This is a genomic window from Collinsella sp. HCP3S3_E5, from assembly GCF_052067635.1.
In the GTDB taxonomy this organism is placed as follows: domain Bacteria; phylum Actinomycetota; class Coriobacteriia; order Coriobacteriales; family Coriobacteriaceae; genus Collinsella.
In genome coordinates, this window is sequence record NZ_JBQHQF010000033.1 from 1 (window position 1) to 13,273 (window position 13,273).

At 59.3% G+C, this 13,273-nt stretch carries 10 protein-coding genes and 1 rRNA gene; 2 read left to right on the forward strand and 9 right to left on the reverse strand.

What is annotated here, in order from left to right; genetic code table 11:
• Positions 1-508 precede the first annotated feature (508 nt).
• A complete protein-coding gene (locus ACTM82_RS08400) occupies positions 509-2,671 on the reverse strand; it encodes a hypothetical protein (RefSeq protein ID WP_441055362.1) in 2,163 nt (720 codons plus the stop codon).
• Positions 2,672-2,853: 182 nt separating this feature from the next.
• The gene (locus ACTM82_RS08405) at positions 2,854-4,743 is read right to left on the reverse strand and encodes a carbon starvation CstA family protein (protein WP_441055364.1); all 1,890 of its coding nucleotides are present in this window, start codon (positions 4,741-4,743) and stop codon (positions 2,854-2,856) included.
• A gap of 595 nt (positions 4,744-5,338) precedes the next feature.
• Here ACTM82_RS08405 and ACTM82_RS08410 point away from each other — a divergent pair.
• On the forward strand, positions 5,339-5,614 hold the full coding sequence (locus ACTM82_RS08410) for a type II toxin-antitoxin system Phd/YefM family antitoxin (RefSeq protein ID WP_152077364.1): 276 nt from the start codon (positions 5,339-5,341) through the stop codon (positions 5,612-5,614).
• Positions 5,598-5,912, forward strand: a complete 315-nt coding sequence (locus ACTM82_RS08415) for a type II toxin-antitoxin system RelE/ParE family toxin (protein WP_154515154.1) — start codon at positions 5,598-5,600, stop codon at positions 5,910-5,912. Before ACTM82_RS08410 ends, ACTM82_RS08415 begins: the two co-directional genes overlap by 17 nt.
• A gap of 271 nt (positions 5,913-6,183) precedes the next feature.
• On the opposite strand, the gene tsaD is transcribed toward ACTM82_RS08415, so the two are convergent.
• From tsaD to rrf, 7 genes are all read right to left on the reverse strand, one after another.
• The gene (tsaD, locus tag ACTM82_RS08420; protein WP_441044913.1) at positions 6,184-8,568 is read right to left on the reverse strand and encodes a tRNA (adenosine(37)-N6)-threonylcarbamoyltransferase complex transferase subunit TsaD; all 2,385 of its coding nucleotides are present in this window, start codon (positions 8,566-8,568) and stop codon (positions 6,184-6,186) included.
• Positions 8,555-9,061, reverse strand: a complete 507-nt coding sequence (gene tsaE / locus ACTM82_RS08425; RefSeq protein ID WP_441042426.1) for a tRNA (adenosine(37)-N6)-threonylcarbamoyltransferase complex ATPase subunit type 1 TsaE — start codon at positions 9,059-9,061, stop codon at positions 8,555-8,557. The genes tsaD and tsaE overlap by 14 nt, the downstream gene beginning before the upstream one ends.
• A gap of 12 nt (positions 9,062-9,073) precedes the next feature.
• Complete coding sequence (locus ACTM82_RS08430; protein WP_427794390.1) at positions 9,074-9,694, reverse strand: uracil-DNA glycosylase; 621 nt, start codon at positions 9,692-9,694, stop codon at positions 9,074-9,076.
• 8 nt (positions 9,695-9,702) lie between these two features.
• Positions 9,703-10,848 (reverse strand): alanine racemase, encoded by a 1,146-nt coding sequence (gene alr / locus ACTM82_RS08435; RefSeq protein ID WP_441088539.1) that lies wholly within the window; start codon positions 10,846-10,848, stop codon positions 9,703-9,705.
• A gap of 2 nt (positions 10,849-10,850) precedes the next feature.
• On the reverse strand, positions 10,851-12,467 hold the full coding sequence (locus tag ACTM82_RS08440; RefSeq protein ID WP_427728959.1) for an NAD(P)H-hydrate dehydratase: 1,617 nt from the start codon (positions 12,465-12,467) through the stop codon (positions 10,851-10,853).
• Entirely contained in the window at positions 12,468-13,007 is a 540-nt protein-coding gene (acpS, locus tag ACTM82_RS08445) for a holo-ACP synthase (RefSeq protein ID WP_441055366.1), read from the reverse strand.
• Positions 13,008-13,182: 175 nt separating this feature from the next.
• Positions 13,183-13,273, reverse strand: a 5S ribosomal RNA gene (rrf, locus tag ACTM82_RS08450); the annotation flags it as partial.

The following is a 13,273-nucleotide window of genomic DNA, read 5'->3' on the forward strand; positions in this document are numbered from 1 at the left end:
ATCCCTCCGTCCCAGCCAAGGTAACTGAGCGCCCCGGGCTTTCATCAGTCCGGGGCGTTTTCTTGTGGGCATGCGGAGGGATTCGAACCCGCAAGGGTGCGGAGCTGAGGAGACGCGAAGCGTTTTCCAGCGCAGCACGCAAGGAGCGGGGCGACGCAGCGGGGCGCGGCCGCCGGCAGGCGGACGCGGAATCCCTCCGTCCCATATCAACAACGGGCTCTCCGTATCTCAACCGGCACTAAAGGAACGTCCCCAAGTGCCGGCTCATCCACCCTCAAAAGACAGACGCCCCAAGCCCGAAAGGACCAAGAGCGCCTTACATCAAGAAATATCAGCCCCGTTCCGAAAAGCGAGCCGTCATCTACAAAATGGCGCGTGGCCCCGGCGGGCCGGGCATTAAGTTTGTCGCGAGTTCCGCACGCAAAGAAGGCCACTTAATGTGGCCTTCGTCTTGCGCAGGACTGTAGAGCAGCAAACTTAATGCCCGGCCTGCCGGGGCCACGCGCCCCTAATTGTTCAGCATGCGGTCGAAGCTTCCCGAGTCGCCATCCCGATAGTCGGCGGTCATCAGAATCTCCTGCGGAATGCGACCTCCCTCGCGCAGCACATTGCGGAACTGCACGCGCGTGACCATAGGCAGATCCTTGATCGTCGCCGCCAAATTCTGCGGCACACCCTGATTGGCAGCCGCAGGCTCGCACTCGCCGCCAGCTTTCACGCGACGCTTGTGCTCGGCGAGCATGGCACGATACATGCCGGCATGCAGGCGAATCTCAACCACATTGGCATTGCGGGCCTGCTCGACGATGCGCGCACCCTCTCGGTCGATATCGCCCACGTAGTAGACATAGTTAAAGCGATAGCCGATCTCGGCCAGATAATCATCCAGTGCGTGCGAGACGCTCGCCTTGCAGCCACCGCCAAAGATCACGCCACCCACCTTGGTGCCAAAGAGCTTAGCGTGCTTGCGGCCGCGCAGGAGCTTGACGATCTCGTCATAGGTGTCTAGGTTCTCGACCATAATGAACGGCTTGTCGGCGCCCAGCGTAAAGAAGCCCGTAAAGTGCACGGGGCGGTTGGGGGCGACCTTAATCGCCTGCATGCTGATGCCCTTTTCGGTCATACGCCGAATCAAGCGCTCGCCGTGCTTGCCGTCAAAGGCCTTCTCATCGTTAAAAATCTGGTAGGCGCGCTGGCGACGCGAGGCGACCGGCGTGTCGGCACCGCGATTCTGCTCAATCCAAGCCTGGATGGTCGCAATCTCCTCGGCAATCTTGCGGTTGGACATCTCGTTGTGCTGAGTGCGCTGCGAAACCTTTTTGCCGTCCTTGCCCTCAACCTTAACGATTTGAGTCTGTTGCTCCTTAATCTTGGAGAGTGCAGCAGGTGTGGGAACGACCTTGAGCAGCTGCCTGCCCAGGACACGGGCCAGAGCAAACGCCGAAACCTCGCCATGAGCGGGCGGCTCAGGCTGCTGGGAGGCCGCATCGTTTGCAGTCGGTTTGGGCTGCGTCTGGGATTTGCACTTGGAATCTGTCCGAGTATTGCGCTCTTGCTTTGGCGCGGACGAGCCCTTTTGCGAACGCTCAGGCTTGCCCCCCTTTACTGGCTGGCGCTTGGGCTGCTCCGCCGGGATCTCAGTCTTCGCATCCTTGTTTTGCCCCGCTGCCTGCTCGGCCACGGATTCGGCATTTGAGCCACGGCCGCCACGATGACGACGACGGCGAGGCTTGCTCGAAGCGCTCTCCCCCGCTTTCTCGCCCGCAGACTGCTGGCCTCGGGGCTCGACATCGCCCGCAGGCCGCGGCTCAACAGGCTTCTGCTCACGGACCATCGGCTCGGCAGCCTTCTCAGCCTTCTCCGCTGGTGCAGCGGGAGCCTGGTCGGTCTTTTCTTGACGCCTTGCGGGATACGCACGACCCATAAAGCCGCGTCCGGGACGGCATGAACCCGGAGCCTTCTTGACGGGCTCCTCGGGTGCACCAGCAGCTTCGACGGACTCCTGAACGTCGCACACAACACCTCCCTGCTCGGCCTTAAAGTGAGCACCGCGGCGACGCTTAGGCTCCTGGACCTCAGCGGCGCACTGCGGCTCGGTAACAGCCTCATCCTCGACGGGCTCGACATCCGTCGCATCCTTTTGAGCCACGGCGCGACGGAAGCGCTCCTGCTGGGCACGGCGCTGCGCATCGCGTTTACCGCCCCCGCCAAAACCGCCGCGGCCCGCCTTGGCCGTAAAGGCGCGAACGACGCTCTCGTCAAGCAGCTCATCGGTGTCGACGTTCTCGCGCGGAGCCGTTTCCACCGCAACAGGCGCCTCGACAACGTCCTCGACGGCCTCTTCGGCAGCCTCGGCAGGCTGCTCCTGGACATCGCGAATCTCGGCATTAATGGTATAGAACGCTGGGCGCCCGTTAACGCCGCTGCCCTCGATCTTGGTAACGATCTTTGCCGCGATAAGTTCATCGCGCATCGCCTTGGTGTCACATTCCTTATCGACGGAACGGAAAATCTGTGCCAGCGCGCTCGACTTGATCTTGAGCGCCTTGCGGCAGAGCAGGTCGTAGGCAACCAGCTTGGCACGCTCGGCAGAAAGCGACGTCTGGCTGCTCAGACGCTCAGCCAGGGCATCGACGTTGTTTTGGTTATCGGAATATACCGTCTTGGCCACGGGGCCCCTTTCATATGTACACATATACGTCTATATGGTACAACGCACGCCCCTATCCACGCAAAACATCTGCGAGAACACCCGGGCACACTAGCTTTTGCATGGAAAAAGGCCGAGTCCGCGCAGTTGCGGACCCGGCCTTTCCGAGTCTTATAGATGTGACGTTCAATCCCTTAGGTCGATTAGGCCTTGGCGGCCTCGGCGCCTGCGGGAGCCTCGGCAGCAGCAGCGCGACCATACTCGGCCTTGCCCATCTCGGACCACTCGGGCTCCTCGTCGGGCATGGAACCGGCCTCCTTGCCGAAGAACTCCTTGAGGCAGTTGACGGCAACGATGAGGCCCAGGACCATCAGCAGGACGGCAAAGACGAGCTGCAGGCCCTTGGTGGCGGCGACGGAGACGGCGGCCGTGGTGGCGGTAGCCGGGATGGTACCGAAGAAGCCGTAGGCCTGGACGGCGGTCATGCAGCCCATAGCGCTCTGGACCAGCGAGGTGAAGGTGCAGCAGAGCAGGAAGGCGACGGGCACGTAGAGCATCCAGCCCTTGCGACCGGTGCACTTGCAGAACACAGCGAGGGTGATCATGGTCATGCCGCCGAGCAGCTGGTTGGAAGCACCAAAGAGCGGCCAGATGTTGGCATAGCCGCCAAAGGCGAGGGCGAGGCCGGGGAGCAGGGTGACAACCGTGGCGAACCAGGGGTTGCCGAGGACCTTCATGTAACCGGCCTTGGACTCGATGGCCAGGGCGTCGTTGGTCTGGGCAAAGAACTCGGAGAACGAGGTGCGGGCGATGCGGGCGACGGCGTCGAGCGAGGTCAGGGCCAGAGCGGAGACGTTCATGGTCATAAAGACGGTAGCGAGCGTGCCGTCAACACCGAAGGCCTGCATACCGCGGGAGATGCCAGCAGCGAAGATCTGGAACGGGGTGGAAGCGACGCCAGCGTTGAGGGCGCCGGTACCGGCAGTGTTCATGTCGGAGAACATGATGCCGGCGACGATGATGGCGAGGATGCCAACGAAGGACTCGACGATCATGGCGCCATAACCGACCTTGACGGCGTCCTGCTCCTTCTCGACCTGCTTGGAAGAGGTGCCCGAAGAAACGAGGCTGTGGAAACCGGAGAGAGCGCCGCAGGCAACGGAGACAAACAGGACCGGGAACATCATGCCCGAGGCATTGCTAAAGCCGGTGAAAACCGGAGCGGTGATGGTGGCCTGGCCGTTAACGCCCAGGACGACGATGCCGAGGACAGCACAGACAATCATGACGATCATCATGATGGAAGTGAGGTAGTCGCGAGGGGTCTTGAGCATCTGGATGGGCATGGCACCGGCAAAGACCAGGTAGACCATGACGACGGCGAACCACTGGAACTTGTCCAGGTAAACCGGGAACTGCATACCGACGGCGAACATGAGGACCATGAGCACCACGCCGGTGACGAACTCGGCAGCGCCGGTGAGGTTGAACTTCTTCTGAGCCCAACCAAAGGCCATGGCGACGAAGGTGAACAGGATGGAGATGGTGCCAGCGCAGCCAGCGGCATAGGACTTGGTGAAGTCGATGGCACCGGTGGCAGCACCATAGGCGTCAACGACCGGGGTGAACATGAACGTCTTGCAGACCATGTCGGTAAAAGCGGCGATGACGATGATGCAGAACAGCCAGCAGAACAGCAGGAACAGGCGGCGGCCGGTCTTGCCGATGTACTTCTCGATGAGCTGAGCCAAGGACTTGCCGTTGTTCTTCATCGAAGCGTACAGGGCGCCAAAGTCGTGAACAGCGCCAAAGAAGATGCCGCCGACGAGGACCCAGAGCACGACGGGCAGCCAGCCGAAGGCCATGGCGACGATCGTACCCGTAACAGGGCCAGCACCGCAGATCGAGCTGAACTGATGCGAGAACGCGGTGAAGGCGGAGACGGGCGAGAAGCTCTTGCCGTCCTTCATGCGCTTGGCAGGCGTGAGGGCCTCTTTATCAACGCCCCACTTGTTAGCCAGCCAGCGGCCGTAGCCCAGATAGCCGCAGGCGAGCACCGCCGCGGCCACAACCATGAGCAAAACTCCGTTCATTACATTTCCTCCTCTAAAAAGAACTTCCTAGACATAAAAAATGAGGGCCGTCGGTTGCGCTCGACGGCCCTCATCTTCATCAGCCGCCCGTTATCGTACGGGCTAGCTGTATGTGCTAACCCGCATCAGATAATTACTACGCTGATAATGTTTAGCTGATGCGTGAACATGTCTAAGAAATCCTCTTCAATCATGATGCGAACGATCCGTGCGTGTTCACATCCCCCAGTGGATGAAAAAGGAGTATGAAACTTTAGTTGCCTAAAGTCAACGCAAATATGTAATGAATTTTCAACTTTATTTGAATTTCTCGGTATAAAACGTCACTGACCTCGGACTTTACCCCACGACAGTTTTTGCTTGAGAGATGCTCCTCGGGGGCGGGGCGGGCGCCTGCCGCCATATATGAACTTTCCTGCTCGGACAGTCCTGCTCACGACGGAGGCCACATTAAGTGGCCTCCTGTTCGTGCGGAACTCGCGATAAAGTTCATATATGGCGGCAGGCGCCCGCCCCGCCCCCGAGGAGTTCCCATCCCAAATCTCAACTCTGTTATCATAATTACGATAATATCCTGATAGCTCAGGAGGTAGCTGTGAATATTAGGCCAGTCTCAGATCTTAGAAATCACTACCCGGATGTTGAACGCGAAGTCGAACAGGAGGGTCCGGTTTTTCTAACTAAAAACGGGCGGGGCTCTATGGTCGTCATGAGCTTTGAGCAGTACAAGTCACTGAGCAATACGATCGAGAGCGCACTTGATGCCGCTGATCGTCAGGCTGCCAGCATGCAACTTCGCTATACACACGACGATGTCTTTGGCTCTGTCAGAAAAATGCTCGACGGCGGTCTCGATGAACAGGCACTATAAGCTCCGCTATCTTCCCCTATTTTGGGAGGACCTCAGCCAAGCAGCGTCATATATCGCCTTTGATCTCAATAACCCCGCTGCAGCAAATAGGCTTGTCGACAATGTTGAAGCAGGCATACTCGAGCATCTCAAGAATCCAACCATGTCACCAACATATCCTTCGACAAGAAGACGTTTGCACCCGTATTACCGCTTCTACGTTGGCAACTACATGGTTTTTTATGTCGTCATCGACGACGTCATGGAAGTCCGCCGACTGCTATATAAAAGCCGAGATATTGAGTCGATTATCAGGTAGGTTTCTTTCAGCTAAAGCACGCCGTAAATTCGACGCTGGCTTGTTAACCTTGCTGGACGTTGTCGACGCCAAACCAGCTCAGAAGCTATATCGATACAGAAAGGTCCCCGACGCTGCCCGGGCGCCAGCGGTCGCATATGAACTTTATCGCGAGTTCCGCACGAACAGGAGGCCACTTAATGTGGCCTCCGTCGTGAGCAGGACTGTAGAGCAGGAAAGTTCATATGCGGCCGCTGGCGCCCGGGCAGCGTCGGGGACCGCACCCATACGACTACAGCGTCATGTTTGGATCGGCGTCGACGTCGAACGGCGAGATTTCACCTCGGTCGAATTTGCGGCGAGCGACCTCCGCAATCATGGCGGCGTTGTCAGTACAGGCCGAGAGAGGCGGCACCGTTACGCGAATCCCCTGACGCCCGAGTTTCTTAATCATCATCTCGCGCAGATGCGGGTTGGCCGAGACGCCGCCGCCGATGCAATACTCCTTGCACCCGGTGGCGTGCAGGGCGTTCTTGGCCTTCTTGTACTGCACGTCAAAGACCGCCGCCTCAAACGAGGCCGCAAGGTCAGGCAGGTGAATCGTGCGCCCAGCCTTGGTCTCCTGCTCAATATAGAGCGTCACCGCCGTCTTGAGGCCCGAAAGCGAGAATCGATAGTCTCCCCTGCTGTTAAGCGCACGGGGAAAATCGATCGCGCGGGGATTGCCCGTCTCGGCGAGCTTGGAGATGATGGGGCCACCGGGATAGCCCAGGCCCAGCGCCTTGGCAACCTTGTCGAAGGCTTCGCCCACGGCGTCGTCCAGCGTCTCGCCAAGCACCTCGTAGTCACCCCATGCCTTTACGTGCACGAGCATGGTGTGCCCACCCGAGACAAGCGTAAAGATAAACGGCGGCTTAAGGTCGGGCTGCGCCAGCAGGTTGGCGAACAGGTGACCCTCCAGATGATTGACGCACACGAGCGGTTTACCGGCAGCATACGCAAAGCCCTTGGCAAAGGCGACGCCCACCACCAGGGCACCCACCAGGCCTGGGCCTTGCGTCACACCCACGGCGGCAAGCTCACTTGGCGCAATCGCTCCACCCTCAAGGCCAAGCGATACCGCGGCATCTTCAAGCGCCGCATCTACGACACTCACAATCACCTCGACATGCTTGCGCGAGGCGATCTCGGGCACCACGCCGCCAAAGCGAGCATGAAAATCAATCTGCGTCGACACCTGGTTGGCCAGCATATTGCCGTCCGCATCGATAATCGCAACAGCAGTCTCGTCGCAAGAGCTCTCGATGGCAAGAACTAGGCGACGGCGCTCGATTTCGGCACGCTCCTCGGCGGTGCGCTCGGGCTCAGGCAGCGGCCAGACGCGCTGCTCGGCAGCCGTTGGCTCGGGCGAGGCATTGTCGAGAGGAAGCACCAGGGGCAGCGACGCCGTCATGACGATGGCATCCTTGCCGACGCCGTAGTAGCCACGGCGACGACCCGCCTCGGTAAAGCCCAAGGCGCTATAGAGCGCAATCGCACCCTCGTTGCCGTCCTCAACCTCAAGCGAAGCAGTGGTGCAGCCGAGCATCTGGGCGTCATAGCTCACGTGCGACAGCAGCTTGCGGGCAATGCCCTCGCGACGATGAGCAGGATCAACCGCGACGTCCATAATCTGAACGTCACCGTCGACGACCATGCCGCCGGCAAGTCCCAGCAGCTGACCGTCGTCGTGCGCCACCCACCAGCTACGCGGCGCGGCAACGCCCTCGCCCAGCTCGGACAGGAACATGCCCGGCGTCCACGCCTCGTGTCCGGCGCCTTCAAAGCAGGCGGCCTCCAATGCGCTCGCGCCCTCGGCATCCGCCGCGCCCATGGGACGGAACTGCAGATGGCGGCCGGCGAGCTCGTCGGCAACACCCGTAATCTCGCTCTGGGCGCTCTCGGCAAGCCCAAGGCGCTTACGCTCATTTTCCTCGGCATCCGAAAGACGCGTGTAGATCGGCAAAACGCGAGCCGGATTACCGTCGCCCGCGGCGTGCGCCATCAGAAGGCCCTCGCCCGAGGGCCACCACAGGTCTCGCTCCACGCAGCGCGCAGTCTCGTCCTCACTCAGCAGCTTGCCATAACGTACGAGACCGTCACCAGTCAGCTTAACCTGGCTCCAGTCCGCGGCCTGGCGCCACTCATCAAGCGCCACGGCGGCTTTGACCACGTGTTCGCGCTCAAACAGACGCTCGGGACCTTCGTCCCCCAGCACGTACAGAGCCGGATACACCTCGCCACGCATGGCGTCGGCAAGAACACCAAGCTTGCCGCGCACGCCAGCCTTCCACGCCGTCCAGGCGCAAGCGTCAAGTGTCGACACGCCCAGCAACGGCACGTTGGCACCGCGCGCCAGACCCTTGGCGGTCGAGATGCCAATGCGAACGCCCGTAAACGAACCCGGGCCGCGTCCAACCACATAACAGCCGACATCGCCGCGATTCAGCCCGGCCTGCGCCAACACGCCATCGACGGTAGTCACAAGTTCCACGTTGGCATGGCGACGACACAGATGGTCCCCGCTCACCAGCTTCGCCTCGCCCGTCTGCTCATCAATCCAGCTTGCCGCGCAGGCAAGCATGTCGGTCGAAGTATCGAGCGCCACTACCAGCGCGTTGTCGTTATGCAAGCTCATCTTGTACAGCCTTATCAATCAAATCGAAAAGCTCCGTCGCGCGCTCGCCGTGCGCCTCGAGCGCGATCGTTCGCACGTCGCTATCGTCCTCATCGCGCCTAAGCGTCACCGAGAGATACTCATCCGTCAGCTCGTCCTGAAACTGCTCGCCCCATTCCAACAGGCAAGCGCCCTCATAGCCGAGCACGTCAAAAATGCCCGTATCCTCGAGCTCGTAGGCATGCTCCAAGCGGTACAGATCAAAATGGAACAGCGGAATACGCCCCTGGTCGTGAACGGCCATGAGCGCGAACGTAGGACTCGTGACCATATGCTCATCGCCCAGAGCACGCGAGACGCCCTTGGTAAAGTGGGTCTTTCCCACGCCCAAGCCGCCGGTCAGTATCAGCACATCGCCATTTTCTAGACACGGTGCGACCAACTCGCCAAAATGCTCCGTATCGGCAGTACGAGCCGTTTTGTAGGTACCTAGCCCCAGGCGCTCCAGGGACATATACGCTCCTTATTATTCCGAGGCGCCCTCTGGCGCGGGGTGTCGCACCAGATAGTCGCCCAGCATCTTAAAGTCTTCCTCCAGCAACTCCTGCCACGCCGGATTGCGCAGCGCCGCCGCGGGATGAAACGTCGGCATCACCACAAAGTGCCCCATCTGATGGAACCTGCCGCGCAGCTTGGTAATGCCAATCTCGGTCTTGAGCACAAAGTGCGTTGCGGGATTACCGAGCGTCACGATGATATCGGGCCAAATGCTTCGAATCTGCTCGCGCAAAAACGGTGAGCAAGCAAGCACTTCCTCGGGACGCGGATTGCGGTTTCCCGGCGGGCGACATTTAAGCACATTGGCGATATAGACATCTTCACGCTTAAGGCCCGCCAGGGACAGAATGCCGTTGAGGTCTTCACCCGCCGCCCCCACAAAGGGCTCGCCCTGTAAATCCTCGTTACGGCCCGGCGCTTCACCAATAAACATCACGCGAGCGCGGGGGTTTCCCACCCCAAACACGATATTGTGGCGCGACTGGTAAAGCTGGCAAAGGTGGCAATCACCCAGGACGGCCTCGATCTCCTCGAGTGCAACTTCGCGCGGCGCCTGATGGCTATGGCCGGGGATGTGCATAACGCCCATAGCGGCTCCTACACGTAGACCTTGTCGAGACGCATGCCAAAGCCGCAGGCGACCTCGTAGTTAATCGTGCCGCGCAGGCGCGCCATCTCATCCATGGTAATCTCGGCATCGCCATCGCGACCGATAATTATCATCTCGTCGCCATGTTCGGCCTCGGGAATCTCGTGAGCCGGGTTGGACTGAATGGCAACCATAAACTGATCCATGCAGATATTTCCGACCTGACGCACGCGCTCACCGTGATACAGCACGTCCATACGATTGGAAAGCGTGCGCGAAAGGCCGTCGGCATATCCGATCGGCAGCGTGCAGATCTGAACGCGTGTGCGCGGTACGCGGTAGGTAAAACCGTAGCCTACGCCCTCGCCCATCGCAGGATGCGCCACGCGCGTCACGCGCGCATGAACGCTCATAACGGGATCAAGCTGCATCACGCGGCCGCTCAGCTCGCACGGCTGCATGCCATACAAGCCAACGCCAGCGCGAATCATATCAAAATGCATCGAGGGGTCGAGCATCGAGGACGGCGTGTTGGCACAGTGCACGATGCCGCACTCAAAACCCGCATCCTTAATGGCCTGAACGGCCTCGGTAAAGCGCTGGCACTGCAGCTTGTAGTCCCAACCCGATGGTTCGTCGGCCGTGGCAAAGTGCGTAAATACGCCGTCGCACTGAATACCGCGATGGAAATTAATACCGCGGACAAAGTCGAGCACCTGCGTGTAGTGAACGCCGATGCGGTTCATACCCGTCTCGATGGCAAGATGATACTTGCCCACCTTGCCCGCCGCGACGGCACATTCACCATACGCAAGAGCAAAATCGGACGTATAGACCGAGGGCATGATATCGAACTCGAGCAATGAAGGAATAGCCTCGATGGGAGGCTCGCTTAGAATCAGGATGGGTTTGGTGATTCCGCCCTGGCGCAACTCAATACCCTCGCTGACCGTCGCCACGGCAAACATGTCGGCACCGGCCGAATACATGATCTTGGCGCACTCGACGGCTCCATGACCATAAGCATCGGCTTTAACCACGCAGCACAGGCGCTGACGCGGATCTAGCAAGTTCTTATAGGCCCTCGTATTGCGGCGGAGCGCCCCGCGGTCGATCTCGACCCAGGACCAACGCGTCAAATCGGCTTTATTCATGATTAGTCATCCGACCCTTCGTCCATGATTCCCAGATCATCGAGCGCATCCTTTGCCGCCAATTCCATGGCGGGACCGATCAAGTCGATAAGATCGGTCGCGATAACGCTCTTCTCGCCATACTCCGTCGCCGCAGCAAAGCCGGCATAGCTGTGGAGTGCGACGGCATACGAGTACAGCAGCTCCCAACGGTCCATCTCGTCACGCATGGTCGCAAGCGTTCCTGCAAGGATACCTGCGAGGACATCACCCGAGCCAGCGGTCGCCAACGACGCTGGGCCCGAAAGCGGCAGCAGCACGCGCTCGACGCCGCAAATGGCCGTCGTCGGGCCCTTAGCGATAACAACGAGATTATCGGAACCGGCAGCCCAGACAATCTTTTGAGCAGCGGCAATAGCAGTGCCAAGATCATTGACCTCGTCGCCGGCAACGAGACGCGAAAGCTCGCGATAATGCGGCGTCATAACGAGCGGCTGCTCGCGACGGTACATCTCGGGATTACTGTCGATGCCGTCGATTGCAATCTTGGCAAGGCAGTTGAGCGCATCTGCATCTAGGATAAGCGGCACATCGAGCTCAAGCAGGCCCGAAACGACTTGCATCGATCCGGCAGACGTCGTCATGCCAGGCCCACACACAACGCAGCTGTACTTCTTAGCAATCTCGCACACTGTCATACGCGCAGCAGCACCAAAAGATCCACGGGAATCAGACGGAATGGCGAAAACGGGAATCGACGGGAGCGCCATACGAATAAGGTTGGCGCACGCATCGGGCGTCGCAACGGCCACATAACCGGCACCAGCACGAGCGGCAGACTTTGCGGCCATGATGGCGGCACCAGGATATTGTGCCGACCCGGCAACGATGAGCGCAGAGCCGCGCGAATACTTATCGATATTCGTGGGCAGCGGGGCAAAGTAGTCCACCAGATCACCGGGCTCAACGATCTCGGCAGCATGATCGACATCATCGATAACTTCGTCGAGGCGGTCGTACAGACCGCCACACACCAGGTCGCCAGCATACTCCGGACCGTCAGCGCTGTAGAGGCCGATCTTAGGGGCAATCATCGTCACGGTACGCTCGGCACGGATGCAGTCGTCATCCACAACGCCCGTCTCGGCATTCAGGCCCGAGGGAACATCGATAGAAACAACGTGATCGGCGCACTCGTTAACCGTAGGAATCCAAATAGAAAACGGCGCACGAAGGTTGCCGTGAAAACCGGTACCAAAAATAGCATCGACCACGACATCCGCTTTGTTAATGAGAACCTCTAGCTCGTCTCGCGAAGGCCCAACGCACACATGAACGTCGCGACCGGCGGTGCGACGGGCAACGTGACGAGCAAGGGCAGCAGGAATCTCATCCGGCTCAACTGGAGAAACGATATCAACATCAACGCCCTTATGGGTCAGGATATCCGCAGCGACCCAACCATCACCGCCATTATTGCCAAAGCCGACCAGCACAAGAACGCGATCAGGGTTGAGCTTTAAAATCTCGTTGGCGGCAAATTCACCTGCCAACTCCATGAGCTCGGCCTTCGAGGTGCCCTCGCGCTCGATGATATCCTCGAGGCGAACGACTTCCTCGGTACTCAAAACCGGTTTCATCTATGCTCCTTGCGTATCTTGCGGATCATCGATCAAATGCTCCGACAAAGCAGATTGTTGCAGCTGTTCAAGCTCATCCAATACAGAACGAGCCTCTTTAAATGTCTGGGCAACGCGCTCCTTGGTGCTCATTTTTTCTTCCTTAGGCTTAGGTCGAGCATCCTCGGTGATCGCAATGGCATTAGCGACAGCCAAGTCACCCGTAAGGGTAATAGAAAGAGCAACCTCGACAACACCCAAATCCTGGGCGATTTCGAGAGCGCGACCAGAAAGCAGAGCCTTTGGCTTGCCGAGCCTATCGCGTGTTACGGAAACGTCCTTACGTCCAACGCCCTGACTAAACCCCGTTCCAAGTGCCTTAAGTACCGCTTCGCGAGAGGCAAAGCGGCTGGCATAATGAGCGGCAGGGCGAGACGACGCATCGCAATACGCACGCTCTTCATCGGTAAACACGCGCCGGGCAAACGACGGCGTCTTCTCAAGGATTGATTTCATTTGGGAAATCTCGACGATATCAACGCCGATACCAGCTTCAGCCATGTTCACCTCCATGCTACACAGACTACGATATTGTAGCCCGTTCAAAGAAGATGCGACAAACGAGGGTTATAAAACACAGCTACTATGTGAGACAAATTGCCTGAGAAACGAAAAAGGGGGAGGCCGCGAGGCCTCCCCCTTCCCAGTCCAAGCGTACGGCTCGGTGCCGTCCACCGGTCAGCGGCGCCCTGGCCTCCCACGGGCTGGCCCCGCAGTACTCTCGGCGCGATGGGGCTTAGCTTCCGGGTTCGGAACGGGACCGGGCG

What these genes read in the sequence shown, in the direction of transcription:
- tsaD (WP_441044913.1), bottom strand. Translation starts at nt 8,568, where the DNA reads ATGAGCTTGCATAACGACAACGCGCTGGTAGTGGCGCTCGATACTTCG.
- alr (WP_441088539.1), bottom strand. Translation starts at nt 10,848, where the DNA reads ATGAATAAAGCCGATTTGACGCGTTGGTCCTGGGTCGAGATCGACCGC.
- ACTM82_RS08415 (WP_154515154.1), top strand. Translation starts at nt 5,598, where the DNA reads ATGAACAGGCACTATAAGCTCCGCTATCTTCCCCTATTTTGGGAGGAC.
- ACTM82_RS08405 (WP_441055364.1), bottom strand. Translation starts at nt 4,743, where the DNA reads ATGAACGGAGTTTTGCTCATGGTTGTGGCCGCGGCGGTGCTCGCCTGC.
- ACTM82_RS08440 (WP_427728959.1), bottom strand. Translation starts at nt 12,467, where the DNA reads ATGAAACCGGTTTTGAGTACCGAGGAAGTCGTTCGCCTCGAGGATATC.
- tsaE (WP_441042426.1), bottom strand. Translation starts at nt 9,061, where the DNA reads ATGTCCCTGGAGCGCCTGGGGCTAGGTACCTACAAAACGGCTCGTACT.
- acpS (WP_441055366.1), bottom strand. Translation starts at nt 13,007, where the DNA reads ATGGCTGAAGCTGGTATCGGCGTTGATATCGTCGAGATTTCCCAAATG.
- ACTM82_RS08430 (WP_427794390.1), bottom strand. Translation starts at nt 9,694, where the DNA reads ATGGGCGTTATGCACATCCCCGGCCATAGCCATCAGGCGCCGCGCGAA.